This window comes from Caballeronia insecticola (assembly GCF_000402035.1).
GTDB classification, from domain to species: domain Bacteria; phylum Pseudomonadota; class Gammaproteobacteria; order Burkholderiales; family Burkholderiaceae; genus Caballeronia; species Caballeronia insecticola.
The window spans coordinates 1,052,448-1,078,935 of sequence record NC_021287.1; the positions used below are offsets into that span (position 1 = coordinate 1,052,448).

The window sequence follows — 26,488 nt, forward strand, 5'->3', positions numbered from 1 at the left end:
CTCATTCTCCATGCGCAATATTTTCCGTATCAGCCGCTCGTCCGGCAGCTTTCGCACGACCGCCGCAGGCGCCGCCCTTACGATTGCCGCCGCACTGAGCGCCACGGCAGCATTCGCCAACAACGTGATCGTGCTCAACTCGGCGGAAGCCACGCTGAGCCTGATCGACGAGAACACGCACCAGGTTGTCGGCACCGTGCCGACCGGCAAGGAGCCGCACCATCTGATGCCGACGCCGGACGGTTCTTCGCTGATCGTCGCTAATTCGGTGTCGAACAATCTGATGTTCGTCGATCCGAAAACCGGCGCGTTGCAGCGCTGGGTGCAGGACATCGAAGATCCGTATCAGCTCGGTTTCTCGCCGGACAAAAAGTGGTTCGTGTCGACCGGTCTGCGTCTCGATCGCCTCGATATCTATCGTTTCGACGGTAAAAACCTGAGCATCGCCAAACGCCTGCCGCTTGCGACCATGCCGAGCCACATCGCGTTCACGAACGACAGCACGACCGCGTTCATCTCGTTGCAAGTGTCCGGCGAAGTCGCCGCGATCGACCTCGCCACGCAGACCGTGAAATGGAAAATGAAGGTCGGCAAGGTGCCGGCGGGCGTCTGGCTCACGCCCGGCGACAAGTACCTGCTGGTCGGCATGACGGGCGCGGATTACGTGGCTGTCGTGGACTGGCGTAACCAGAAGATCGTCAAGACCATCACCACGGGCAAGGGCGCGCACAACTTCCGCTCGATGGCCGACGGCAAGCACGTGCTGGTGTCCAATCGCGTGGCGAACACGATCAGTATCATCGACGAAGATTCCCTGACGAACGTCGGCGACATCACGGGCCTGCTTCCCGGCCCCGACGACATGGAACTTACTGCCGACAAAAAGTATCTGTGGGTTACGTTCCGCTTCGCGAAGCACGTCGGCGTGATCGATCTGGCGAACCGTAAGCTGATCGAAACCATCAAGGTCGGCCGCTCGCCGCACGGCATCTATTTCTACAACCGCGGGCCGGTGACGGGGCCGAACGGCGGCTGAAGCAGCATTTGTAGCAGGCAAGTCGTGAGGGCGTCCTGCACGAAGCGGGCGCCCTGTACTACGATTGAAGCAGGCATTACCGGGCACCACGGAGCACCATGTTTCATTCCATTCTTTCCGTTCTCGACAGTTTCGTTTCGTCGCTGCAGACGCTTCTCTACGTCGATGTCGTTCAGCCGTTGCTATTCAAAATCGGCATGATGGACTACGACGAAGACACCTACGACGCGCTCTACTGGGTGATCGTCGGCGTGCTGGAAGTGCTCGCGATGTACGCCATCCTGCGTCCGCTCGAAGCGCTGCGTCCTGCGGAAGAATGGCAGGACAGAAAAGGCGTGCGCGTGGACGTGCTCTACACGTGGATCGTCAAGCTCGGCATCCTGAACCTGTTTTTCTTCTTCACGTTCCAGCCGCTCTTCGATTCGCTGCAAAGCTGGATGCGCATCCACGGCGTGCCGAATCTCGAGATCGACAATCTGTGGCCGGGCGTGACCACGCAACCGCTCGTCACGTTCGTCATCTATCTGCTCATTCTCGACTTCGCGGGCTACTGGTATCACCGGCTGGAGCATCGCTTCGGCATCTGGTGGGAATTGCACGCGGTGCACCATAGCCAGCAGAAGATGTCGCTCTGGACCGACGACCGCAATCACCTGCTCGACGACATCCTGCAAGCGAGCTTTTTCGCGTGCGTGGCGCTCGTGATCGGCGTGGAGCCGTCGCAGTTCGTCGTGCTGGTCGCCATCACCAATTTCATGCAGAGCCTGCAGCACGCGAACATCCGCCTGCATTACGGCTGGTTCGGCGAGCGCATCGTCGTGAGCCCGGCGTTCCATCGGCGTCATCACGCAATCGGCTTCGGGCACGAAGGCACGGCGTACGGCTGCAATTTCGGCGTGCTCTTTTCGTTCTGGGACATTCTGTTCCGCTCGTCCTCGTTCGACCGAACCGTCGAGCCGACCGGCATCCGCGACCAGCTTGGCGCGCCGGGCATCGCGCCGGTTCATTACGGCGAAGGTTTTGTCGAGCAGCACTGGCTTGCGTTCAGGCGCATTGCCGCGCGTATTGCGGCGCGGCGCGCAACCGCGGCCCCGTCCTCCGACAACTCGGCGGCCGTCTGAGCCTCTCCTTTCGACCGGTTTAGACCAGCGCCCCCGGGCGGCGCTGGTTTATTCTGTCGGTTCCTCTTCATTTTTTCGACGAATCACGCATGAGTGACTTGCTGCGTTCGTTCGTGCGCGCAACGGCGAACGTCTTTCATCCGCGCATGCTCTGGCTCACGCTGATGCCCTTCGGCGTCGCGACCGTGGTCTGGGGCGCGCTCCTCTGGTTTTTCTGGCAGACGCTCACGGGCGCCACGAACGGCTGGCTGGAAAGCTGGGCGCTCACCTCCGCCATGTACCGGCTGTTCGATACCGTCGGCTTTTCGTCGCTGCATTCGGTGATCGCGCCGTTTCTGGTCGTTATCATGACGATTCCGCTGATCGTCGTGACCGTGCTGCTGCTCATTGCCACGCTGTCGATGCCAGGCGTCGTCAAGCTGCTCACGCGCCGGCCGAAAGGGCATTACGCGTCGCTGGAAGAGCGGCGCGGCGGCTCGTGGTACGGCAGTCTCGGGCATTCCGTCGTGACCACGATCGTGTGTCTCGTGCTCCTCGTCGTCACGTTGCCGCTGTGGCTGATTCCGCCGTTTTTCGCGCTGATTCCACCGCTTTTGTGGGGCTGGCTCACGTATCGCGTGATGACCTACGACGCCCTCGCGCTACACGCGAGCGCCGACGAGCGCCGCGCGATCGTGCGCGAACTGCGCTGGCCGCTGCTTGCTATCGGCATCGTGAGCGGGCTGCTCAGTTCCGTGCCGACGATGATCTGGGCATGGTCCGTCTGGCTGCTGCCGCTTTTCCCGGTGGTCGCGGCCGTGACGATCTGGGCCTACGCGTTCATCCTCGTGTTTTCGGCGCTGTGGTTCGCGCATTACTGCCTGCACGCGCTCGAGCGTCTGCGCGCGAACGAAGCGCATTATCCGGCGATCACAGTCGAATCCCGCGACGTTTCACTGTAAGCACCAAGGGGCACTCATGGGCATTGGCGTCATCATCATCGGCGATGAAATCTTGTCCGGCCGCCGCACCGACAAGCATCTGCCGAAAATCATCGAATTGCTGGGCGCGCGCGGGCTGGCGCTCGACTGGGCGGAGTACGTCGGCGACGATCCCGCGCGCATCACCGCGACGCTCGCGCGCACGTTCGCTTCGGGCGACATCGTGTTTTCGACGGGCGGCATCGGTGCCACGCCCGACGATCACACGCGGCAGTGCGCGGCCCAGGCGCTCGGCGTGCCGCTCGAACTGCATCCCGAAGCCGCCGAACTCATCCGCGCGCGTATCCGCGACACGGCGGCGCAGTCGGGCAAACCGGTCGAGCTGGAGTCGCCCGAGAATCTGCATCGGCTGAACATGGGCACGTTTCCGCAGGGCGCGGCGATCATCCCGAACAGCTACAACAAGATTCCGGGCTTTTCCGTCGGCGATCATCATTTCGTGCCGGGCTTTCCCGTGATGGCGTGGCCGATGATCGAATGGGTGCTCGACACGAAATATGCGCATCTGCATCACGCGAGCCCGCGCGTCGAGCGCTCGCTGCTCGTGTTCGGCCTGCCGGAATCGCGCATTACGCCGTTGATGGTCGCCATCGAACGGGATTTCGAAGGCGTGCGCGCGTTCAGCCTGCCGAGCGTCGGCGATGCCGCGCGCGGGGCGCTCTTTGCGCGCGCGCATATCGATCTCGGCGTGAAGGGCGATCCGGAGAAGGCGAATGCGGCGTTCGACGTGTTGCGCGAAGGCGTGATCGCGCTCGGCGGCGAGGTCGTGGAAGTGCCGCCGGCGGAGGCGCAATGACGTTGCTCGAAGTCATTGCCACGACGGTGTCCGACGCGCGCGCGGCCGAGCGCGGCGGCGCGAACCGGCTGGAACTCGTCACCGCGATGGGCGAGGGCGGGCTCACGCCGAGCATCGGGCTGATCGAAGCAGTCGTCGGGGCCGTGCGCATTCCGGTGAACGTGATCGTGCGGCCGCACAGCCGCTCGTTCGTCTACGACGCCGACGACTACGCGGTGATCACGCGCGACGTGCGCGCGATTGCGAAGTCGGGTGCGAGCGCGATCGTCGTCGGCATGCTGCGCGCGGACGGCACGATCGACACGGACGGCCTCGCGCGCGTGATCGAAGCCGCCGATGGCCTGCCGCTCACGTTCCATCGCGCCTTCGACGAAACGCGCGATCTTTTATCGGCATTCGACACGTTGCTGCGCTTCGATGCCGTCACGAACGTGCTCACATCGGGCGGCAAGCCTTCGGTGCTGGAAGCCGAGGCGACGATCGCGACGCTCGTCGAAAAAGCAGCGGGCACGCGCTGCACGGTGCTGGCGGGCGCCGGGCTCACCGTGGATGCGGCCGCGCCGTTCGTCGCCGCGACGGGTGTCCGCGCGGTGCATTTCGGCTCGGGTGTGCGTGTGGATGGCCGCGGGCTCGCTCCCGTCGATGAAGCCCGAGTCAGCCGCGTGCGCGCGCGGCTGGATGCGCCGCGCTAGGCGAGCCGCTCAGGCGCCGATCCACGGCAAGCCGCGGAAGCACCATCCCGCGACGGTTTTCCGGTGGCCTTGCCCGTTCTTGTCGCCTTCAAAGCCTTCGAGCAGGTCATAGGCTTGCCCAAATCCTTCCTTTTGCGCCGCCACGGCCGCAAGCTTCGAGCGCGCCGCGCTGCGGCACAGAAAAATAACCGGCGTATCCGGGGTGGCGACCTGTCGCAATTGTTCGATAAACTCAGCGTTCGGCACCGATCCGGGGTAGCGGATCCACTCGATATGCGCGTACTGCGCGCCGTCGATCGCCGGGCGGCCCACCCAGTCGAGTTCGGCGCGGGTGCGCACGTCGACGAGGCGCGCACGCGGATCGAGTTGCAGCAGTTCGAATGCTTCGGCGGGCGCGAAGGCGCCGGCGTAGGTCAGATTGTTTTCGGCGGCGCGGCGCTCGGCCTGGCCATACAGTTGTTCCAGCGTGCTCATGGCGCGTCGTCTCCGGAAATGCGCAAAGAATCATTTTAGCGTGATGAAACCATCACGAGTTTCTGTCACGAATGCATCGAACTGGTGCGAAGTCAGACGAATGCACCAGAATAACGCGCGTTCGCAAACGGTCACGGAATCATGCACCAACACAGTGCCGGAAGCCGATACGAGGATTCGAATCGCGCTTTGTAACGGCGCAGTGGTTTTAACTAAACGCGCGCTGCTTCAAGCGCTTAGCGCAAAGTTGGTGCGCTTGGCACGGAAGCTGCTTTTTCATCCTCGATTGGATCGATGTACAGGATTGGTCGGGGCGGCGAAGCGATTCGCCGACTTTTGTTAATCAGGAGATAGGTAATGAGTAAATCCGTGGCCGACGTCATGCAACTCGTCAAGGACGAGGACGTCAAGTTCGTCGACTTCCGTTTCACCGACACGCGCGGCAAAGAACAACACGTTTCCGTGCCGGTTTCGGCATTCGACGAAGACAAATTTGAAAGCGGCCACGCTTTCGACGGTTCATCCATCGCTGGCTGGAAGGGCATCGAAGCGTCGGACATGCTGCTCGTGCCGGATGCGGATACCGCGTTCATCGACCCGTTCTATGAAGAGTCGACGCTCGTGCTGACCTGCGACGTGGTCGAGCCCGCAGACGGCAAGGGCTACGAGCGCGACCCGCGTTCGCTCGCACGCCGCGCGGAAGCCTATCTCAAGAGCTCGGGCCTGGGCGACACCGCCTTCTTCGGTCCGGAGCCGGAATTCTTCATTTTCGACTCGGTGCAGTGGAACACGGACCAGTCGGGCACGTTCGTGAAGATCGGCTCGGAAGAAGCGCCGTGGTCGTCGGCGAAGGAATTCGAAGGCGGCAACACGGGTCACCGTCCGGGCACGAAGGGCGGCTATTTCCCGGTCGCGCCGGTCGACACGTTCCAGGACATCCGCTCGGAAATGTGTCTGCTGCTCGAACAGATCGGCATTCCGGTCGAAGTGCATCACCACGAAGTCGCGGGCCAGGGCCAGAACGAAATCGGCACCAAGTTCTCGACGCTGGTTCAGCGCGCCGACTGGCTGCAGCAGATGAAGTACATCATCCATAACGTGGCGCACACGTACGGCAAGACGGCGACCTTCATGCCGAAGCCGATCGTCGGCGACAACGGCTCGGGCATGCACGTGCACCAGTCGATCTGGAAGGACGGCCAGAACCTGTTCGCGGGCAACGGCTACGCGGGTCTGTCGGAATTCGCGCTGTTCTACATCGGCGGGATCATCAAGCACGCGCGCGCGCTGAACGCGATCACGAACCCGGGTACGAACTCGTACAAGCGTCTCGTGCCGCACTTCGAAGCGCCCGTGAAGCTGGCTTACTCGGCTCGCAACCGTTCGGCATCGATCCGTATTCCGCACGTGAGCAACCCGAAGGGCCGCCGTATCGAAACGCGCTTCCCGGATCCGCTCGCGAATCCGTACCTGTGCTTCTCGGCACTGATGATGGCGGGTCTCGACGGCGTGCAGAACAAGATTCATCCGGGCGAAGCCGCGGACAAGAATCTTTACGACCTGCCGCCGGAAGAAGACAAGAAGATCCCGACCGTGTGCGCGGGCCTCGACCAGGCACTCGACGCGCTCGACGCGGATCGCGAGTTCCTGACGCGCGGCGGCGTGTTCACGGATTCGATGCTCGACGCCTACATCGAACTGAAGACGCAAGAGCTGCAGCGTTATCGTCAGTCGGTGCATCCGATCGAGTTCGAGATGTACTACTCGCTGTAAGCATGACGGCAGCGCGCTTCCTCGACAGCAGTCCGATGAAGCGTGCGGCGCATGTCATAAGGTGACGAAAAAGGGACGGCGCGCCGTCCCTTTTTTAATCGCCGCGTGTTTCCTTTCTCAAAAAGAAGATCGGTTCCACTAACGACCTCAAACATTGCTCGATGGTGCTCAAGAATCTGATCAAGGCGCGTAAAGGCCACGCAGACGCACTCTCCGACAACGTCCAGTTGGCCGCGAGCGGACTGCTGCCGGGGTTCGAAGCGCTGCCCACGAACGTGCTCGTGCTGGATATGCGCAACCTGAGGATCGCCTACGCGAACCCTTCGGCCGAAGCCATGCTGGAGATGTCGCGCAAGCAGTTGACGCAGATGAACTGGCCGGAGCTCTTCGCCAACTCGGAAGAACTCGCGAGCACGATTGCGTCGATCGCGGAGAATCGCTTCAATGCCACACGCCTCGACGCCGTGCTGGAGCGCTCCGGGCGCGAGGCCGTGCACGTGCATGCGATCGTCGGCTATCTCGAAGCGGCGACCGACTACGTGCTGCTCGAACTCTTCGAAAACGAGCGCCATCTGCGCACCGATCGCGAAGAGCGTATCCACGATCTCACGGCGGTCAACAAGCAACTGATCCGCAATCTCGCGCACGAAATCAAGAATCCGCTCGGCGGCATTCGCGGCGCGGCGCAGTTGCTCGAATTCGAACTCGGCGAGCGCGAACGCGACGAACTGCGCGAATACACGCAGGTCATCATCAAGGAATCGGATCGACTGCAAACGCTCGTCGATCGGTTGCTGGAGCCGCACCGGCATCCGCATATCGTCGGCGACGTGAATATCCACGAAGTGTGCGAACGCGTGCGCGCCGTGATCCTCGCCGAGTTTCCGCGCGGCCTCACCATCGAACGCGATTACGACGTGAGCGTGCCCGATCTGCGCGGCGACAAGGAGCAGCTCATTCAGGCGCTGCTCAACGTCGTGCGCAACGCGGCCGAGGCGCTTAAGGAGCGCATCTCGCAAGGCGACGCGAAGATCGAACTGCGTACGCGCATCGCGCGCAAGGTGACGATCGGCAAAAAGCTGCACAAACTGGCACTGGACTTGCATATCACTGACAACGGCCCCGGAATTCCCAGCGAGATTCGTGACCGGATCTTTTTTCCGCTGGTATCGGGGCGCGAAGACGGCAGCGGTCTCGGTCTCACGCTCGCGCAATCGTTCGTGCATCAGCACGACGGCCTGATCGAAGTGGAGAGCAGGCCGGGCTGTACCGAGTTCGTCATCCTGTTGCCTTTCGGGAATTAACCCCGGAATTAACCCCGGAATTTAGAACCCTTTTGCGATTACCGACGTCACATCATCACGAAGTCACAGGCCGCGTCCGCATCAAGCTTTGACGCCTGACCGTTTCGACGGGCTCACACCGAACCATACGAAGACTTCTCGCCGAACGATATGAAGCCGATCTGGATAGTAGACGACGACCAATCCATCCGTTGGGTGCTGGAAAAAGCGCTCGCACGAGAAAATTTCACGACGCGCAGCTTCTCCGGCGTGCGCGACGCGCTCGCCGCGCTCGAGCATGAAAGCCCGCAGGTACTCGTGTCCGACATCCGGATGCCGGGCGGCTCCGGGCTCGAACTCTTGCAGACCGTGCGCGACCGCTTGCCGGGCTTGCCGGTCATCATCATGACGGCGTTCTCCGATCTCGACAGCGCGGTGGCCGCGTTTCAGGGCGGCGCGTTCGAATATCTCGCGAAGCCGTTCGATGTCGATAAGGCCGTCGAGCTGATTCGCCGCGCCGTCGACGAGAGCATGCGCGGCGAAGCGGCCTACGACGAACGGGTGACCGAGACGCCCGAAATGCTCGGCCAGGCGCCCGCGATGCAGGACATGTTCCGTGCGATCGGCCGTCTGTCACATTCGGCGGCGACCGTGCTCATCACGGGCGAATCAGGCACCGGAAAGGAGCTTGTCGCGCGCGCTTTGCACCGACATAGCCCACGCGCGAACGGCCCGTTCATCGCGCTGAACACGGCGGCGATTCCGAAGGATCTGCTGGAGTCCGAACTGTTCGGCCACGAGCGCGGCGCATTCACAGGCGCGCAGGCGATGCGTCAGGGCCGCTTCGAGCAGGCCGAGAACGGCACGCTGTTCCTCGATGAAATCGGCGACATGCCGTTCGATCTTCAGACGCGGCTGTTGCGCGTGCTGTCCGACGGGCAGTTCTATCGCGTGGGCGGGCACAATCCGCTGAAGGCGAACGTGCGCGTGATCGCGGCGACGCATCAGAACCTCGAATCACGCGTGCGGCAAGGCTTGTTTCGCGAGGACTTGTATCACCGTCTGAACGTGATTCGTCTGCGTCTGCCGGCATTGCGCGAGCGCAGCGAAGACATTCCGCTGCTCACGCGCCATTTCCTGCAAAAGAGCGCGCGCGATCTCGGCGTGGAGCCCAAGCGCGTGTCCGACGATGCGCTCGCCTATCTCGCGTCGCTGCCGTTCCCCGGCAACGTGCGGCAACTGGAGAACCTGTGCAACTGGCTGACCGTGATGGCGCCCGCGCAGGTGATCGAGCAGAAGGATTTGCCGCCTGATCTCACGCCGCGTCAGGAATATGCGACGGAGGCGATCGCCGTATCGACCGATGGCGCCGTCGCCGCGAGCCCCGGCGCGCAGAATGGCACGGGCGCATCGGCCGGGCCGGTCGCGGCATCGGTCGCCGGCGTGGTGGCGAGCGTATGGGAGAACGGCCTGCGAACGGAAGTCGCGCGGCTGCTGCGCGAAAATTCCGCCGACGTAATGGACGAACTCGCGCGCCGCTTCGAAGCCGCAGTGATTCGCGAGGCGCTCGATTTCACGCGCGGGCGCAAGGTGGAAGCGGCGGAACGTCTGGGCATTGGCCGCAATACGATCACGCGCAAGATTCAGGAACTGCATCTCGACGCGTGATTTCTACGGAGGGGATCAGCCGAGCGTCGCGATGACCGGCGTGTGATCGGACGGCTGATCCCATTTGCGCGGCACTTTGTCCACTTCGCACGCCGTGCACGCCGCCGCGAGTTCCGCCGACAGCAGAATGTGATCGATGCGCAATCCCGCGTTGCGGCGAAACGCCATCATGCGATAGTCCCACCACGTGAAGAGCTTCTCGGGCTGCTCGAACTTGCGGAAGGCATCGGTCAGGCCGAGTTCGATGAGCTGGCGGAAGTGCGCACGTTCTTCCGGCGACACCAGATTCTGACCTTCCCACGCTTTCGGGTCGTGCACGTCGCGGTCGTCGGGCGCGATGTTGTAGTCGCCAAGCAGCGCGAGCTTCGGATGACGCGCCATATCCTCGCGCAGCCATTCGCGCAGCGCATCGAGCCAGCGCATCTTGTAGGCGAATTTCTCGGAACCGGGCGCCTGTCCGTTCGGGAAATAGGCCGAGATGATGCGCACGCCGTTGACGGTCGCGGCAATCACGCGCTGCTGCAGATCCTCGAAACCGGGGATGTTGCGCACCACGTTGATTTCATCCACTTCGAACCCGGCGCCGGCGCGCACCAGAATGCCGACGCCGTTGTACGTTTTCTGCCCCGCGAACCAGCTCTTGTAGCCGGCGGCTTCGAGTTCCGCGCGCGGAAACTTCTCGTCGGGCATTTTCAGTTCTTGAAGACACAGTACATCGACGCCCGAAAGCGCGAGCCAGTCGATGACGTGCTGCTGGCGGACCTTGAGTGAATTGACGTTCCAGGTGGCGATTTTCACGAGAATCAGGGAGAAGTTGTCGGATAGCGCGGAGAAGGGGCTAGGGCGCCTGTCATTCTATCCGTGCTCACTTCCAAGGCGAAGGGGCGATGAGCACCTTGCGCTTTTGCATGATGCCGTCGATCTCGACGAGGCGACCGAGGCCGAAGCCGAAGCCGAAGCCGCGCTGCCGGAGCAGTGGAAACAATATCGGGTTGCCGTGAACCGGGCGACCTCACGCAAGAATCTCCGCCGTGGCCCGCTTCGTTCTCTTCTCCATGAGAAGCCACGACGCGGATCACAGCAGCATCCCTTGGCAATTTCGCTCAGCATCTGTAGCTACGGAGACCGAGCTAGATCGCTTCGCGGCGCAGAACGGCATTATGTGTGGAATCGAGCAATTTGATATCCCGGTGTCTACCGAGGAATTCATCGGTTGCTCGCTTGCAGCCACCGTAATCGTTATAGTCATCGAGGATAATTACTCCTCCGATGGACAGATTTTTGTAAACCGTCTCGAGACACAGCGTGACGGGATCAAACCAGTCACAGTCGATGTGTGCAAAAGCAATATCGCCTAAGTTCGTTTTTGGCAACGTCTCCTCGAACAGACCAGGAATAAGCCGGATCCGCCGTCCGTCCACAGGAGCGCCATAGGATGCAAAGCTTTCCTTGACCTTGCCGAGCAGGTCGGGCTCGTAACCGTAATATCTATCCCCACCGATGCCGTCGGATTTTCCGCTCGCGATGATGGCATAGCGTTGGTGCGATTTCTCGTCATCCTTTGCCCCAGGTGCTGGAATCATGCCGAACAGATCAAAGCCAATGAATTTGCGCCGGCGATCCATCTTCCTGCAAATAAAGATTCCAGAACCGCCCAAGGCCACGCCGAATTCCACGAATGCACCGCGAACGCCCGTGCGCTGGACTTCGTCAATGCTTCGCGAGATATTTTCCAGCTTTGCTTCGGGCAGGTAGGTCAGTTTAGAGCTTGCAACCTCCGATGCCGCGAGCGGAGCCGGAGTCGATGAAAAAAGTCTAGCGATGGCTTGTAGCACCTGATTCTCCAAGGAACGAATGCCCGATGATACACAAGGGGCTCTTTCGCGGCATCCATTTGAAGGTTCTATCGTGGCGGAAGAACCTGCCAGACACTCGCGAGACAGGCGTGCGAGCGCCCAAAATCGTGGGAGCCGGAATGTTTTCAGAACGATCACAAGTCGGTTTCAGCTCTTTCATTTTGACTTAAATGCATACGAATACCACCGTCCTATATTAGATATAGTTAAAGTCGGCTAATTCGTTGGATATATATCGGCATTTTAAGTGGGCGTAATATTCGCTTGCCTGGGGCCTGGGATAATCAGCTTGCGCTCATTAAATGAAGTCGCAAAGACACTCGGCAAATTATTCGGATTGTTCGCGACCGGCACGTTCGTAGTTGCAACGACATATTTTCGGACACGAAAGCAATTAAGCTCAATCAAGCGTTTTGAATCGAGGGATAAGCGCGTCCGCGCTAGCTTCACCGATGTGCGCAACGCGACGACGCTTGAGCAGACCCGCGCAGCAGCGGCCGTCGCCGCGGATGCCGATGTGGCGAGAGCAAACGAGGCCGCGAAAACCGCGGAAGCCGTCGACACGAAACTGGAAACCGCTGTTCAACCGCCTCAGCCCGCGCAACCGTGGGGCGCCAAGCGTCGCTGGGGAATGTGTCGCCGCGCACGTCTCCGAAACACAACGATCCCGATTGATAGAATCCCGCCTGGCGCCGCCCGCCCACACGGCAATCGAACCACCAACCCCACAACTTTGCAATCCGTATCAAACCATCGGCCACAGAGGTACTCCACATGACATCGCCATTCTCCATCGCCATCGCGACGCCGACGCGATCCGGCTCCTTCTGCATGGACTACGTCGGCAGCGTGCTTGAGCTGCAGCGTCAGTGCCTTGGCGCAGGCATCGATTTCCGGTTCCTGCCGCTCGCCGATGTCACGCTGATCGACCTAGCCCGCAACACGCTGGCGAATCGTTTCCTGTGGGAAACCTCATGCACCCACCTGTTGTTCATCGACGACGACATGGGCTTCCACGCGGGCGAACTCGCGCGGATGTTCGACTATCGTGACCGTGACGTGATCGGTGCGCTGTACCCGCGACGCGCCTACGACTGGGCGCGCATCAAGCAGGCGGTTCTGGATCATCCCGACATCGACCCGGCGACGCTGCCGGAGATCGCCGGCGATTACCGCGACATGTTCACGCTGCCCGGCGATGCCTCGACCATGAAAATCGGCCATGAACCCGTCCGCATGGCAGGCATTCCCACCGGTCTGATGATGATTTCGCGCGCGTGCCTGATGAAGCTGATCGAGGGCGAACGCGTCGCGCCCATCAATCCCGGAACAGAGGTGAATGGGCAGGCCATCAAGTTTCCGATCTACGAGTTCTTTCGCCAGATGACGGTCAATGGACGCACGCAGGGCGAAGACTATTACTTCTGCTCGCTGGTGAACGCGAGCGGCGGCAGCGTGTGGGGTTGCAGCTGGATTCAGGTGACGCACACGGGCGCGCATTCGTTTTACGGGAATCTGCACAAGATCTCGGACTACCTGTAGGCGACGGACGTCGATCCGCGTCGACGTCGAAGGCGCGCAAAGGCGAGTGGGCTTATGATGCCCATTCACCTCAAAGCCTCGAATTCGATCGATGACCGACCCTCAACCGACGCTGACCGGCCAACGCGTCCAGCTTCGCCCCCTGCAACGCGACGACCGCGCCGCCTTGCTCGACGCCGCCGCGGACGGCGAACTCTGGAATCTCAGCGTGACGGTCGTGCCGAACGAGGACACCATCGACCGCTATATCGATACCGCGCTCGCGGGTCGCGATGCCGGCACGGTGATGCCTTTCACGATCGTGCGCACGGGGGACGGGCGCGTCGTCGGCAGCACGCGATTCTGGAAGATCGATCGCGCGAACCGGAAGCTGGAGATCGGCCATACGTGGCTCGCGGCATCGACGCAACGCACCGGCATCAACACCGAAGCAAAATGGCTGCTGCTCACGCACGCATTCGATTCGATGCATTGCGTGCGCGTGCAATTCACCACCGACGAGCGCAACGAAAAGTCGCGCGCCGCCATACTCGGCATCGGCGCGACGCAGGAAGGCATCGTGCGCCATGAGCGCATCATGCCGGACGGTCGCAAGCGCAACTCGGTGCGCTTTTCCATCATCGACGACGAATGGCCAGGCGTCCGCGCGATGCTGCTGTCGAAGCTCGCGAAGCTCACCGAAATCACGAATCGGTCGTAGCGCGCGCTTTCAACGCGTTCACGCGCGCCTTCATGAACGTGACGAAGCCGCGCGTGACCGTATCGTCGAGCGAATTGCCCCATGCCAGGCCGACGCGCCAGCGCGCCGGCTTGTCGCGCAAGCTCAGCACGCGCGCATCGCGCAGCAGATACTGCGCGCGCGACGGCAGAAACGCCGCGCCCACGCCGCCCGCCACCGAGGCGAGCACGGACTGAATGTCGTCCGCTTCCTGAATCACGCGCGGCACGAAGCCGTGCGCGGCGCACCAGCGGTCGATCTGCGCCGCCAGCCCCGGCCCGCGCGTGCGCGCAAGCGCAATGAATCCCGGTTCGTTCAGTTCATCGAGGCGCGCGGGCAGTCGCGTATGGCGCGTGTGTTCGGGCACAGCGAGCGCGAGCGTTTCGTCGAGCACCGTGAAGCCGCTCAGACCCGCGCCGGCCGGCATGCGCATGAAACCCACATCGAGCTTGCCCGCGAGAATGCGGCGCGTCTGCTCGTGCGAGGAAAGATCGTGCAGCGTGATGCTCACAGCCGGATGCAGCGCACCGAATTCGGCGATCAGCTTCGGCACGTGCGTGAGCGTCGACAGACAGAGCCCCACGCGCAGAAATCCGCGCGCGCCGTTCGCCGATTCGCGCGCGCGGGCGAGGACGGCGTCGGCGTCGCGCATGAGTGTTTGCGCATCGCCGATGAAACCCGCGCCGAACGTCGTCAGTTCCGCGCCATGACGGCCGCGCTCGAAAAGCCGTGCGCCGAGACTCGCTTCGAGCGCGGCAATCTGCTTGCTGAGCGCCGGCTGGCTCATATGCAAGGCTTCGGCGGCGCGGCCGAAATGGCGCAGGTCGGCGATCGCGAGAAAGGTACGCAGAAGCTTCAGTTCCATGTTTTAACCTTCGATTCCGTTCGGTAATCGAATAGCTCGAAACATTCATTTTACTGATCGATACGCAAGCGGTCCAATGAGGCTGTCTACCCGCTTTCCCGGAGCCTCTCGTGGATGCCACTTCGTTTCGCGTCGCCGTCATCGCGTTTGAATCGCAGCCGGGCGATGCCGCGCGCAATTGCGTGCTGATCGCCGATGAACTCGCGAGAGCCGCAACCCTCGGCGTGCAGCTCGCGGTGTTTCCGCAATCGTGCATCGGCGGTCACGACACCGCGCATGCCGAGGCCTTCGACGGCCCGTCGATCGATGCAATCGCCGCCGCCGTCGACAAGACCGGCGTGGCCGCGGGCGTCGGCTGGATCGAACGTGCCGCCGACGGCCGCCTCTATGACAGCTACGCCGTCTGTTTTGCGCGCGGCGCGCGGGTGCGTCATCGCAAGCTGCACGCGACGCACGGCGCGCTGCACGGCGGCAATCGCTTTACGGTGTTCGATACGCCGTTCGGCGTGCGCGTCGGCATTCTGATCGGCGGCGACAACGATGTCGTCGAAAACGTGCGGATGACGGCGCTCATGGGCGCAACGCTGCTGATCGCGCCCATGAGCCGCGCGGCCTCGCGCCGCGCGACACTCGCCGCGCGCGCCGCGGACAACGGCATGTACATCGCGTATGCGCATCCGTCGTGCGACGAATCGATGATCGTCGGCCCGGACGGCCGCGTGCTCGCGCGCAGCAACGGCGCGCGGGACGGCTGCATCGTCGCGCAAGTGAAGCCGGCGCTGGCCGAGGCGAACAGCGGCCGGCGCGCGCTCGCCGCACGCAGGCCGGATCTCTATGAACCGCTTACACGGCAAGGCCATGCTTTTCCGCTCGCGATCGAAACCGAACGGGTTCAGGCACGCGGCGCGTTACCGCTGAGTTTCGCGATCGTCGGCCGAAACCGCACGGCAAGTTGAAACGCGGATCAAGCCCGCCTGCGCACGGCATTTCTGTCCCGCTACAATCGGACGAACTGCCTACGCCGGAGGTATCGCAGATGGATTTGATCATTCGCCGCGCGGCGCTCGTGAATTCGCGCGAACTCGTCGATATCGGCATGGAAGCGGGGCGCATCGCCGCAATCGAGCCGCATCTTGCCGCCACGGCGCGCGAGGAAATCGATGCGAACGGCTCGCTCGTCAGCGCGCCTTTCGTCGACGCGCATTTCCATATGGACGCGACGCTGTCCTACGGCCTGCCGCGCGTGAACGCATCGGGCACGTTGCTCGAAGGCATCGCGCTGTGGGGCGAACTGAAACCCGATCTCACGCAAGAGGCGCTCGTCGAGCGCGCGCTGCAATACTGCGACTGGGCTGTCGCGCGTGGCCTGCTTGCGATCCGCTCGCATGTCGACGTATGCGATCCGCGCCTGCTCGCGGTGGAGGCGCTCGTCGAAGTGAAGCGGCGCGTGAAGCCGTATCTCGATCTGCAACTCGTCGCGTTTCCGCAGGACGGCGTCTTGCGCAGCGCGGGCGCATTCGAGAATCTGAAGCGCGCGATTTCGCTGGGCGTCGATGTCGTCGGCGGCATTCCGCACTTCGAGCGCACGATGGCCGACGGCGCCGCATCCGTGAAGCTCCTGTGCGAATACGCGGCGGAGCAGGGCTTGCGCGTGGACATGCACTGCGACGAATCCGACGACCCGATGTCGCGCCACATCGAAACGCTCGCCGCCGAGACGCATCGGCTCGGACTGCACGGACGCGTGACCGGCTCGCATCTCACGTCGATGCACTCCATGGACAACTACTACGTCAGCAAGCTCATTCCGCTGATGCGCGAAGCGGGCGTGGCGGCGATCGCCAATCCGCTCATCAACATCACGCTGCAGGGGCGCTCGGATACGTATCCGAAGCGACGCGGCATGACGCGCGTGCCGGAATTGATAGCGGCGGGCATCACGGTCGCGTTCGGCCACGATTGCGTGATGGACCCGTGGTACAGCCTCGGTTCCGGCGACATGCTCGAAGTCGCGCACATGGGCTTGCACGTCGCGCAGATGACGGGCGTCGACGCAATGCGCGCCTGCTTCGACGCGGTCACGACGAATCCCGCGCGCATTCTCGGCCTGGAAGGCTATGGCGTCGAAGTGGGATGTCACGCGGATTGCGTGGTGCTCGACGCACGCGATCCGATCGAAGCGATACGCCTGCGCGCGGCGCGCACGGCGGTGGTGAGACGAGGCAAGGTGGTGAGCCGCAGTCCGGCCGTGCGCGCGACGCTCGCACTCGAAGGCAGGTCCACGGAAGTCGATTTCAGAATCGACAGGCGATAAAAAACCCCGGTCGCGATGACCGGGGTTTTTCAAAGTAGCACGGGATAAACGCAGCGTCAGTGCAGCGTTTGCTCCGACATGCCGCTATGCCGCAGCAATGCGTCGATGTCCGGCTCGCGGCCGCGGAACGCCTTGAACGATTCCATGGCCGGGCGGCTGCCGCCTACTTCCAGAATCTCGCGGCGGTAGCGCGTGCCTGTTTGCGCGTCCAGCACCGAGCCGTTGCCGAGCTTCGCGGCTTCTTCGAACGCGGCGTAGGCGTCGGCGGACAGCACTTCGGCCCACTTGTAGCTGTAGTAGCCCGCCGCATAACCGCCCGCGAAGATATGGCTGAAGGTGTTCGGCCAGCGCGAGATCGGCGCCTGCGGAATCACATGGAACTTCTCGTTGATCGCACGCGCGACATCGTTGACGTTCTCCGTGCTGCTCGCCGGATCGTAGGACGTGTGCAGCACCATGTCGAACATCGAGAAGACGATCTGGCGCAGCGTGCCGAGACCGCTCTGGAAGTTCTTCGCGGCGAGCATCTTGTCGAAAAGTTCGCGCGGCAGCGGCGCGCCGGTGTCGACGTGAGCGGACATATCCGTGAGCACGTCCCACTCCCAGCAGAAGTTCTCCATGAATTGCGACGGCAATTCGACCGCATCCCATTCGACGCCGTTGATGCCCGACACGCCGAGTTCATCGACGCGCGTCAGCATGTGATGCAGGCCGTGCCCGAATTCGTGGAACAGCGTGATGACTTCGTCATGCGTGAAGCAGGCGGGCTTGCCGCCGACCGGCGCGGAGAAGTTGCACGTGAGGTAAGCGACAGGCGTCTGCACGCCGCCTTGCGTGCGTTTGTGGCGCGAGCGGGCATCGTCCATCCATGCGCCGCCGCGCTTGCCTTCGCGGGCATACAGATCGAGATAGAACTGCGCGACGAGCGTGCCGTCCTTGTTCTCGACGCGGAAGAAACGCACGTCCGGGTTCCAGACGGCGGCTTCGTCGCGGCGGATCGACACATTGAAGAGCGTCTCCGTGACCTTGAACAGGCCCTTCAGCACGGCTTCCTGCGGGAAGTACTGCTTCACTTCGTTTTCCGAGAACGAATAGCGCTTCTGACGCAGCTTCTCGGCCGCAAACGCGATGTCCCACGGCTGCAGTTCGGGCATGCCGAGCTCGGTCGCGGCGAACGCGCGCAATTCCATCCAGTCGTTTTCGGCGTAGGGGCGGGCGCGCACGGCGAGGTCTTCGAGGAACGCGATGACCTGTGCCGGCGACTCGGCCATCTTCGGCGCGAGCGACACTTCCGCGAAGTTCTGATAGCCGAGCGTCTTGGCTTCTTCTTCACGCAGCCGCAAATGTTCGACGACGTTCGCCGTGTTGTCCCATTCGGGCTTGCCGCCGCCGTAGGTCTCGCCGAGTTCGGACGCGCGCGTGACATACGCGCGGTACATTGCCTCGCGCATCGGGCGATGTTCCGAATACTGCAGCACCGGGAAATACGACGGGAAATGCAGCGTGAACTTCCAGCCTTCCTTGCCGTCGCGCTGGGCGGCTTCGCGCGCCGCTTCGATCACGTCATCGGGCAGGCCCGCGAGTTCGCTTTCCTTCGTGACGATGTACGCGTAAGCGTTGGTTGCATCGAGCACGTGATCGGAGAAGGCTTTCGAGAGCGCGGCCTGCTCTTCCTGCAATTGCGCGAAACGCGGCTTGCGGTCTTCGGGCAGTTCCGCGCCGGAGAGACGGAAATCGCGCAGCGAATTCTCCAGAATCTTTTTGCGCTCGGCCGACAGCCCCGCAAACTCCGGGCTCGCCGCGATCGCCTTGAACTTCTCGTAGAGCGCGAGATTCTGGCCGACGCTCGCGGAAAATTCGGTGACGCGCGGCAGGTTCTCGGCGTGCGCGGCGCGCAGTTCGGGGGTATCGGCGACCGCGTTCAGATGGCCGATGACGCCCCACGCGCGCGCGAGCTTTTCCGAATCCTGTTCGAGTGCCTCGACGACGTTCGTCCAGGTCGCGGGCGTGTCCGGCGCGCTGGCGCGATCGACGGCGGCTTTTGCGGCGGCCAGCAGGACGTCGAGCGCCGGCGTCACATGTTCGGGCTTGATTTCGCCGAAGCGCGGAAGGTCGGAAAAATCGAGCAGCGGATTGGCCGCTGCCGTGGTGGATAGGGTATCGCTCATGACTCTCCCGTATTCGTGTTGGGTGAAGCCCGGGCGGGTGTCGCACCCCGCGCCGGCTCTCCACGAGATTATTGGGGCGGGCGGGGCAAATTCCAATCGATTGTTTTTAAGGGGCCGATTAATGCCGGCCCCCGCCGCGCACGCTGTCAGGCCTGCGCCGCGCGCTCGGCTGCCTCGATCGTGTTGACGAGCAGCATCGTGATCGTCATTGGTCCGACGCCGCCCGGCACCGGCGTGATATAGCCCGCCACTTCCCTGACGCCCGCGAAATCGACGTCGCCGCACAGTTTGCCTTCCTCGTTGCGGTTCATGCCGACGTCGATCACGGTCGCGCCCGGCTTCACCATGTCCGCCGTGAGGATGTTGCGGCGGCCCGTCGCGGCGACGATCACATCCGCGGCGCGCGTATGGTGCCCGATATCGCGCGTCTTGCTGTGACAAATCGTGACGGTCGCGCCGGCTTCGAGCAGAAGCAGCGCCATCGGCTTGCCGACGATATTCGAGCGGCCGATCACCACCGCGTTCGCGCCCTGCAGCCCGATGCCGTGCGCTTCGAACATCTTCATCACGCCGTAGGGCGTGCACGGGCGAAACAGCGGCTTGCCGGTCATCAGCGCGCCCGCGTTGGCGACGTGAAAGCCGTCGACGTCCTTCTCCGGCGCGATCGCCTCGATCACCTTGTGGCTGTCGATATGCGCGGGCAGCGGCAGTTGCACCAGAATGCCGTGGATGGCCGGATCGGCGTTGAGTTTCGCGATGTGGGCGAGCAGCTCGTGTTCGGCGAGCGTGGCGGGGAAGCGGTCCATCACCGAATGCAGGCCGTTGTCGTGACAGGCCTTCACCTTGTTGCGCACGTAGACTTCGCTCGCCGGATTGTCGCCGACCAGCACGACGGCCAGTCCCGGCTGGTGTCCGCGAGCGGTGAGGGCGGCGGCGCGCACGGCGACATCGGCGCGAAGGGTCTTGGAAAGGGCGTTGCCGTCGATGAGTTGGGCAGTCATGGCGAATCGGATCGAGGATGGGCGAGGGGCACGCGGGCATGAAGCCGGCGCCGTGCCCGCTGCTTTCGTACGGCTGCGGTGCGCGGCGCGCGCGCGTGTTGCGGGGCGCAGGCTTCGGCCAATCGGTTGACGATAGCGTGGGCAAGCGCGCCCTTGGGAAGGGCGAAATTATACCGCCGGGCGCCTTTGCACGTCGCCGGGCGCCATTCCCGCCGTGTCGCCGGGGGTCAGGGCGATACCGGCTGCCAGCTCGAATCCGGGTCGAACGACCGGATGGCGGCGGCAGCGCGCGTCGTTCCGGGGCCGAGATCCTTCTCGTAGACCTGCCCGTCCTGATTGACGATGAAGGTCATCACGCCCGTCTGGCCATAGCGCGCCGGCGTGGCGATCAGCCCGAACCCCTGCGTCAGCGCGCCGCCCTGAAGGTAGTGCTTCGCGCCGCCTTTCGCGTGGGCGCCTTGCGCGTTCAGGATGCGGTAGTGGTAGCCGTAATAGCCGTCCTTTTCGTTCGGCTTGTTCGGCATCGCCGCGACGAGCGGGCCGAGCGGGCTGTCCGGTTCGCCTTCCGCGGTCTGCCAGTAGAGGCCGTCGTGCTTGCCGGGCGTGCTCGCGAGGCGGTCGGCGTAGCGGTTCATCGCCTGGTGATAGTCGTTTTGCGCGGCGACGTACGCGAGCGCGACCTGGATCGCCGAGCGCTCGTTGCGGCCGATGCGCCGCGTGAGCACTTCGTCGCGGGCGGCGCGCATGTCGAAGCGCCAGCCGTTCGCGACTTTCACGAGCGGGATCGGCAGCGTCCAGCCGCTCGTGCCCGCTTCGATGTAGGCGGCCGGATAGCCGTCGATTTTCTGCGCGTCCTCGACGATGCGATGCTGCTGCGCCCACGCGCCGAGGTACGCATAGATGTCCTGCTCACCGATGCTGCCGGTGGGCACGTAACGCGCGTGATCGTGGCCGAGCACCTTGGCGATCGCGGTTTCGTCGTTGCTCGCGATGGCGTCGGTGAGCGCCTGCGCCGCGGCATCGGCGCTCGGGAAGACGGCCTGCGCGTGCGCGAGCGTTGCGCCGAGCAGAAGCGCCGCGGCGATCACGGCGCGCAGCAAAGGCTTGGTCGATGAGACGGAGGCTTGGTTCGGGGTCATCTCGGGCTCCTGAATCTGGCGTTCGCCGCTTGCGCGGCGCGTGGGCGTCGAATCGGTCATCAGCGGCGATGAAACCCGCCGCCACCGCCGCCGCCGTGGAATCCGCCTCCGCCTCCGCCGCCGCGCTGCATTCCGCCGCCGCCCTGACGCTGCACGCCGCCACCGCCGGCGCCGAGTCCTCCGCCCGCGCCGCCGCCGCGCTGCACGCCGCCGCCTCCCGCGCCCGGCCGGTCGTGCGACTGGTTCGCGAACGACTGCCGGCTCGCCTGCCCACGCTGCATGTCCTGCCGTGCGCCGTTGCCGTCGCCCGCGCCGCGCAGGGCGTTGTCGCGGTTCACGCTCTGCGCGCGCTCGCGCACGTTGGAGTTGTTGAGCGCATTCTGCGCGCCGCCCTGACGCATGTTCTGCACGCGCTGGCTCGCGGGCTGGTTCAGATTCTGCCCCGTGCGCTGCTGCAGCGTCTGGGCCGCCTGCGCGCGCGCGTCCTCGCGTCCGCGAAACTGGTTGGCATTCGCGCCGCGGTTCGCGTTGTTGAGCGTGTTCTGCCGGTTCGCGACGTTGGTGCGGTTGAACTGCGGATCGTTCCGGTTCCAGCGCACGTTGTTGCTGTTCGCGTTGAGGCGGTTGTTCACGTTGATGTTGTTATAGCGATTCACGTTGACGTTCACGTCGCCGCGATTCCAGTCGCAGTTGCCCCACAGCGAATTGGCGACCGCCACGCCCGCACCGAACGCGAGCCCGCCAACGAACGCCGATGCCATCGCATAACCCGGAGGCGGCGGCACATAGACCGGCGGATAGGCCGGATACGGCCACGTGCCGTAGACCACCGTCGGGTTATAGGTCGGCACATAGACCACTTGCGGATTGGCCGGCTCGATCTGAATCGTCGTGACGCTGGTGCTGGGCGCTTGCTGAACCACGACCTTCTGCTGCTCGGTCGTCTTCAGATTGCCCGCGCTCTGCGCCGCGCGCCGCAGACGCTGCACGGAGTCCATCACGTCGCTCGGTTGCGCGATGAACGCGTTGCCGAGTTGCGTCACCCAGTCGGGCTTGGAGGCCATCGTCGCGAGCGCCTGCGGGAACGCAACCAGCGACTGCACGCTCGGATCCCACGGCTCGGACTGCACGGCCTTCACGGCGTCGTCGCCCTTGACGTTCGGATTGGCCTTCGACCACGCGGCCGCTTCGGTGATGTCGGACGGATACGTCGACGCCATCAGAACCTGCGCGAGCAGCGCGTCAGGATAGAGCGCGATCGGCGCGGTCAGCGCATCGAGTTGCTCGTTCGACAGCTTCTGGCCGGTGCTCGCGGCGGGCTGCGTCTGCGCATCGGCCACGCATGGATGGAACGCGGCGAGCGGCAGCGCGAGCAGCGCGGCGCTGATCGCGAACGCGCGCATCGTGCGCATCCGTTGCGTAGGGACAGGGGAAGGGTGGCGTTTCAAGATCAAGTCCTCCGGTGCACGGCGCTCGATGCGCGTGAACAGCCGATACGGCGGGATGCGCGCATCGATTGCTTATAAGCAGCAAACCGGTGCGCAGTGCTTGATGAAAGCGAAGGGGACGAGGCGCGGTCGCCGGCGTGTGAGGCCTGGACGCAAAACGTTTGACCGTCGGGCAAGGACGCAGAAGACGTCTGGTTGCACATGACCGTTGTCCGGGGTTAAGGCCCGATCAAAGTACGGGCGGGCCACGAGGTGTGTCAACGTGATTCACGAAATATCACGTTTCAACCTCGCCGACAACGGTATTCGTAGAAGGGATCGCGTGACGTTCGCCCGGAGCCGGGCTCGCCATACAGCACGCGGCCGGCATGGTGTGCCGGCCGCGAATGAAGCTGGAGGAAGCAGAAGCGCTTATTGCTGCGGCTTGTTCGACAGCGCGAGACGCAGCAGATCGGCGACGGTGTTCACGGACAGCTTCTCCATGATGTTCGCGCGATGCGCTTCCACCGTCTTGATGCTGATGCCGAGATCGTCCGCGATCTGCTTGTTGAGACGTCCCGCGATGATGCGCTCCAGCACCTGATGCTCGCGCGCGGTCAGCTTGCCCAGGCGCTCGGCGGCGGCGCGCTGCTGCTGCACGCTGCTGCTTTCGCTGCGCGCCTTCTCCAGCATGCGCTCGACGAGCTTGCGCAACTCGGCTTCGTCGAACGGCTTCTCGATGAAGTCCATCGCGCCTTTCTTCATGGTCGAGACGGCCATCGGCACATCGCCGTGACCGGTCACGAAGATGATCGGCAGCAGCGAGTTCTCGGCGATCAGCTTCTCCTGCAACTCAAGCCCGGTCATGCCGGCCATGCGCACGTCGAGGATCAGGCAGGCGATCGCGCCGGAGTGCGAAATCGGCAGGTAGACGTCGAGGAAGGATTCCGCGCTCGAAAAACATTGCACGCGATAGCCGTTGGCCTCGAGCAGCCAGCGCAGAGAATCGCGCACGGCTTCGTCATCGTCGACGACAAAGACGGTTTCCTGGGTGGTGACTGTGCTCATAGTTCTCCCGTAACTGTTTGTTGTCTCGTATGTTCGTCGTGTGCGTCGCCATTCGTGCCCGAACCGTCCACTTCGCCGATCGGCAGGCTGCAGTGGAAGGTCGCGCCGGTCACATGGCCGTCCGCCTCGACGTTGTTGACCACCCAAAGTCTTCCGCGATGCGATTCGATGATCGAGCGGCAGATGTTCAGCCCCATGCCCATGCCGTCGGACTTGGTGCTGTAAAACGGTTCGAAGAGACGCTCGGCCGTGGCTTCGTCGACACCGGGGCCCTGATCGACCACGCTGATGCACACGAAGCCGCCGTCCATGCGTTGCACGACCACGCGAATCGCCGGATCGACCGCGTTCGGTTTTGCATCATGCATTGCCTCGGCCGCGTTTTTCAACAGGTTGACCAACACTTGTTCGATCAAAACCGGATCGACGTAGATCACCGGCATGCGCGAGCGGATTTCCGTGACGATGCGAATCTTGCGCTTGCGCGCCTCGATCTCGGCGAGTCCGACCGCGTCCGCGACGATATCGGCGACGCGCGCGGCCTGGCGTTTCGGCTCCGAGCGCTTCACGAACTCGCGAATGCGCTTGATGATCATGCCCGCGCGCACGGCCTGCTGCGCGGTTTTTTCCAGCACCGGCAACAGCGTTTCCTGCGTCATGCGGCCGGATTTCACGAGCGCGACGCAGCCGGAGCAATAGTTGTTGATCGCGGCGAGCGGCTGATTCAGTTCGTGCGCGAGCGACGAAGCCATCTCGCCCATGGTCATCAGGCGGCTCGTGAACTGCAGCTTTTCTTCCTGCTGATGCGCGAGTTCCTGCGCCTGCTTGCGCTGCGTGATGTCGGTCGCGATCTGCATCTGCGCGAGATGGCCGTCTACCCACTGGATGTACTGGCGGCGCACTTCGAACCATTTCTGGATGCCTTCGACATAGACCTCCTGCGCATCTGCCGAGCTTTCGGTGAGCGCGGTGGCGGGCAGGCCCGCGTAGGTATCCACCATGTCGATGGTGTCCGACGAACTCTGCGAACTGCCGTCGAACGCGGCGCCCGCGAGCTCCAGATGGCCGTCCGGACGAATGCCGAACAAATGGCGGTAATAGCGGTTCGCGAACAGCAGTTCGGCTTCGTCGGCGGCGAGCACGGAGACGGCGGCGTCGAGGCTTTCGAGCACCGTGGTGAAGCGTTCGTGCGCGGCGGCGAGTTCTTCGCGCGCGCGCTTGGGTTCGGTGATGTCCGTCATCGACGACATCCAGCCGGTCTGGCGGCCCGAGCTGTCGATCAGCGGCGAAACGTACAGCCGCGCGTGGAAGAACGAGCCGTCCTTGCGACGCACGCGCAACTCGAAGCCGGACGAGGGCGCCTTGCCGCGCAAGGTCATGTCGAGCTGGCGCTGCATCTCGGGATACGCGTCGCGCGGCCAGTACGGAAACGGCGCGTTCTTGCCGACGAGATCGCTTTCATCCCAGCCCGTCATGCGGCAGAACGCGGGATTCACGTGCGTGATACGGCCGTGCATGTCGAGCACGCGCATGCCGATCAGCACGGAGTTTTCCATCGCGCGGCGGAAGAACGCTTCGGCATACAGCGCCTGCTGCGCCTCGAAGCGCTGACGCGTGTGCTTCCACAGACTCCACAAGCTCCACAGCACGAAGCACGAAAGACCGGCGACCAGCCACACAAGCGTGTTATTGGTGAAGTTCGTCAGCTGCGGATACGAGTACACGCGTACCGACAAGCCTTGCCCCGGCGGATCGAGCGGCAGGTCGTAGAACATGTCGCGCGGCAGACGCGGGCGGCTCGACGTGGTCGCGAGTTCGCGGTTGTTCAGATCGGTGATGGAGATTTTGTACTTCGCCGACAATTCGCTCGGAATGTCGTGCTTGAGGATGCCTTCGATCGAAAACACCGCGGCGATGGAGCCCAGGAACTCGCGGTCGCGGAAAACCGGCGTCTGCAGCGTGATGTAGCCGTTGCCGAGATCGTCGTAGAGCAGCGGCGAGTAGACTTGGCGGCGCGTGGTGCGTGCCTCGTCGAAGGCGGCCTGCACGGCCTCGTCCATCTGCGTTTCGTTGGGTTTGGCGAGGCGCGATCCGAGCACGGGCAGCGGGGTATTGGGCCAGCGCGGTTTATGCTCGCTCGTGTACCAGTTCATGTAGAGGATCTCGGGATGCCCCTGCATGATGTCCGCCGACGAGGTCTGAAAGGTCTGCGGGTCGCCGTGGCCGGTCGCGATGTCGCGCGAAAGCGCCTGGATCTGTTCCTGCGCGCCGGTCATGGAAAGCCGGATTTGCTGCTGCGCCCACGCGACGTTGCGATACAGCGTGTCTTCCTGCTGCTGCTGCTCGCGCCGGTTCAGACTCCACAAAATCAGACTCATCACGACCAGAAAAACGAGAATCGAAATGAGCGGCGTGAGTAAATAGGAGTTCGACCACCACGGTCCGTGGTGCCAGCGGGTGGGCGACGAATCGGTCGGCTTGCGCGCGACCCTCGCCGAGCGTTTGATCAGCCGTTCGGTCAACATGGAAGCGATTGTAACGCAGCGCCTGATTGTTAATTGGCGTAA

22 protein-coding genes are annotated in these 26,488 nt (G+C 63.3%); 12 read left to right on the plus strand and 10 right to left on the minus strand.

The annotated features are described in order from the left end of the window. Positions 1-10: 10 nt before the first annotated feature. From BRPE64_RS04805 to BRPE64_RS04825, 5 genes are all read left to right on the plus strand, one after another. The gene (locus BRPE64_RS04805) at positions 11-1,036 is read left to right on the plus strand and encodes a YVTN family beta-propeller repeat protein (RefSeq protein WP_016344907.1); all 1,026 of its coding nucleotides are present in this window, start codon (positions 11-13) and stop codon (positions 1,034-1,036) included. A 98-nt stretch (positions 1,037-1,134) separates the two neighbouring features. After that, entirely contained in the window at positions 1,135-2,157 is a 1,023-nt protein-coding gene (locus tag BRPE64_RS04810; RefSeq protein WP_016344908.1) for a sterol desaturase family protein, read from the plus strand. A gap of 89 nt (positions 2,158-2,246) precedes the next feature. After that, complete coding sequence (locus BRPE64_RS04815; RefSeq protein ID WP_016344909.1) at positions 2,247-3,098, plus strand: EI24 domain-containing protein; 852 nt, start codon at positions 2,247-2,249, stop codon at positions 3,096-3,098. A 16-nt stretch (positions 3,099-3,114) separates the two neighbouring features. Continuing rightward, positions 3,115-3,933, plus strand: a complete 819-nt coding sequence (locus BRPE64_RS04820; RefSeq protein WP_016344910.1) for a competence/damage-inducible protein A — start codon at positions 3,115-3,117, stop codon at positions 3,931-3,933. Beyond that, on the plus strand, positions 3,930-4,625 hold the full coding sequence (locus tag BRPE64_RS04825; protein WP_016344911.1) for a copper homeostasis protein CutC: 696 nt from the start codon (positions 3,930-3,932) through the stop codon (positions 4,623-4,625). Before BRPE64_RS04820 ends, BRPE64_RS04825 begins: the two co-directional genes overlap by 4 nt. Before the next feature lie 9 nt (positions 4,626-4,634). On the opposite strand, the gene BRPE64_RS04830 is transcribed toward BRPE64_RS04825, so the two are convergent. After that, entirely contained in the window at positions 4,635-5,099 is a 465-nt protein-coding gene (locus BRPE64_RS04830) for a rhodanese-like domain-containing protein (protein WP_016344912.1), read from the minus strand. A 357-nt stretch (positions 5,100-5,456) separates the two neighbouring features. On the opposite strand from BRPE64_RS04830, the gene glnA reads away from it, so the two are divergent. From glnA to ntrC, 3 genes are all read left to right on the plus strand, one after another. Continuing rightward, positions 5,457-6,872 (plus strand): type I glutamate--ammonia ligase, encoded by a 1,416-nt coding sequence (gene glnA, locus BRPE64_RS04835; RefSeq protein ID WP_044041256.1) that lies wholly within the window; start codon positions 5,457-5,459, stop codon positions 6,870-6,872. A 161-nt stretch (positions 6,873-7,033) separates the two neighbouring features. After that, on the plus strand, positions 7,034-8,176 hold the full coding sequence (gene glnL, locus BRPE64_RS04840; RefSeq protein WP_016344916.1) for a nitrogen regulation protein NR(II): 1,143 nt from the start codon (positions 7,034-7,036) through the stop codon (positions 8,174-8,176). Positions 8,177-8,326: 150 nt separating this feature from the next. Continuing rightward, entirely contained in the window at positions 8,327-9,823 is a 1,497-nt protein-coding gene (gene ntrC, locus BRPE64_RS04845) for a nitrogen regulation protein NR(I) (RefSeq protein WP_016344917.1), read from the plus strand. A gap of 15 nt (positions 9,824-9,838) precedes the next feature. Here ntrC and xth read toward each other — a convergent pair whose 3' ends face one another. Continuing rightward, positions 9,839-10,621: an exodeoxyribonuclease III gene (gene xth, locus BRPE64_RS04850; protein ID WP_016344918.1), complete on the minus strand. Its 783-nt coding sequence runs from the start codon at positions 10,619-10,621 to the stop codon at positions 9,839-9,841. A gap of 332 nt (positions 10,622-10,953) precedes the next feature. Further along, positions 10,954-11,658 (minus strand): TylF/MycF/NovP-related O-methyltransferase, encoded by a 705-nt coding sequence (locus BRPE64_RS04855; RefSeq protein WP_160167918.1) that lies wholly within the window; start codon positions 11,656-11,658, stop codon positions 10,954-10,956. 795 nt (positions 11,659-12,453) lie between these two features. Here BRPE64_RS04855 and BRPE64_RS04860 point away from each other — a divergent pair. Then, positions 12,454-13,221, plus strand: a complete 768-nt coding sequence (locus BRPE64_RS04860) for a hypothetical protein (protein ID WP_016344922.1) — start codon at positions 12,454-12,456, stop codon at positions 13,219-13,221. A 91-nt stretch (positions 13,222-13,312) separates the two neighbouring features. Continuing rightward, complete coding sequence (locus tag BRPE64_RS04865) at positions 13,313-13,921, plus strand: GNAT family N-acetyltransferase (RefSeq protein WP_044041257.1); 609 nt, start codon at positions 13,313-13,315, stop codon at positions 13,919-13,921. Here the strand turns inward: BRPE64_RS04865 and BRPE64_RS04870 are convergent. Beyond that, the gene (locus tag BRPE64_RS04870) at positions 13,905-14,804 is read right to left on the minus strand and encodes a LysR family transcriptional regulator (RefSeq protein ID WP_016344924.1); all 900 of its coding nucleotides are present in this window, start codon (positions 14,802-14,804) and stop codon (positions 13,905-13,907) included. The two genes, BRPE64_RS04865 and BRPE64_RS04870, sit on opposite strands and share 17 nt — an antisense overlap. Before the next feature lie 110 nt (positions 14,805-14,914). Here BRPE64_RS04870 and BRPE64_RS04875 point away from each other — a divergent pair, with 110 nt between their 5' ends. Together BRPE64_RS04875 and BRPE64_RS04880 are read left to right on the plus strand one after the other, a co-directional pair. Further along, positions 14,915-15,760: a nitrilase-related carbon-nitrogen hydrolase gene (locus BRPE64_RS04875; protein WP_016344925.1), complete on the plus strand. Its 846-nt coding sequence runs from the start codon at positions 14,915-14,917 to the stop codon at positions 15,758-15,760. An 80-nt stretch (positions 15,761-15,840) separates the two neighbouring features. Next, positions 15,841-17,118 (plus strand): amidohydrolase family protein, encoded by a 1,278-nt coding sequence (locus BRPE64_RS04880; protein ID WP_016344926.1) that lies wholly within the window; start codon positions 15,841-15,843, stop codon positions 17,116-17,118. A gap of 56 nt (positions 17,119-17,174) precedes the next feature. Here the strand turns inward: BRPE64_RS04880 and BRPE64_RS04885 are convergent, their stop codons facing one another. From BRPE64_RS04885 to fixL, 6 genes are all read right to left on the minus strand, one after another. After that, positions 17,175-19,286 carry a M3 family metallopeptidase gene (locus BRPE64_RS04885; protein WP_016344927.1) on the minus strand — a complete coding sequence of 704 codons (2,112 nt, stop codon included), beginning with the start codon at positions 19,284-19,286 and terminating at the stop codon, positions 17,175-17,177. A 146-nt stretch (positions 19,287-19,432) separates the two neighbouring features. After that, positions 19,433-20,287, minus strand: a complete 855-nt coding sequence (gene folD, locus BRPE64_RS04890; protein ID WP_016344928.1) for a bifunctional methylenetetrahydrofolate dehydrogenase/methenyltetrahydrofolate cyclohydrolase FolD — start codon at positions 20,285-20,287, stop codon at positions 19,433-19,435. 227 nt (positions 20,288-20,514) lie between these two features. After that, complete coding sequence (locus BRPE64_RS04895; protein ID WP_051180385.1) at positions 20,515-21,426, minus strand: DUF2950 domain-containing protein; 912 nt, start codon at positions 21,424-21,426, stop codon at positions 20,515-20,517. 59 nt (positions 21,427-21,485) lie between these two features. Then, positions 21,486-22,838 carry a DUF3300 domain-containing protein gene (locus tag BRPE64_RS04900; protein ID WP_016344930.1) on the minus strand — a complete coding sequence of 451 codons (1,353 nt, stop codon included), beginning with the start codon at positions 22,836-22,838 and terminating at the stop codon, positions 21,486-21,488. Between the two features lie 447 nt (positions 22,839-23,285). Beyond that, positions 23,286-23,921 carry an oxygen response regulator transcription factor FixJ gene (gene fixJ, locus BRPE64_RS04905; protein ID WP_016344931.1) on the minus strand — a complete coding sequence of 212 codons (636 nt, stop codon included), beginning with the start codon at positions 23,919-23,921 and terminating at the stop codon, positions 23,286-23,288. Next, the gene (gene fixL, locus BRPE64_RS04910; protein ID WP_016344932.1) at positions 23,918-26,446 is read right to left on the minus strand and encodes an oxygen sensor histidine kinase FixL; all 2,529 of its coding nucleotides are present in this window, start codon (positions 26,444-26,446) and stop codon (positions 23,918-23,920) included. The genes fixJ and fixL overlap by 4 nt, the downstream gene beginning before the upstream one ends. Positions 26,447-26,488 lie beyond the last annotated feature (42 nt).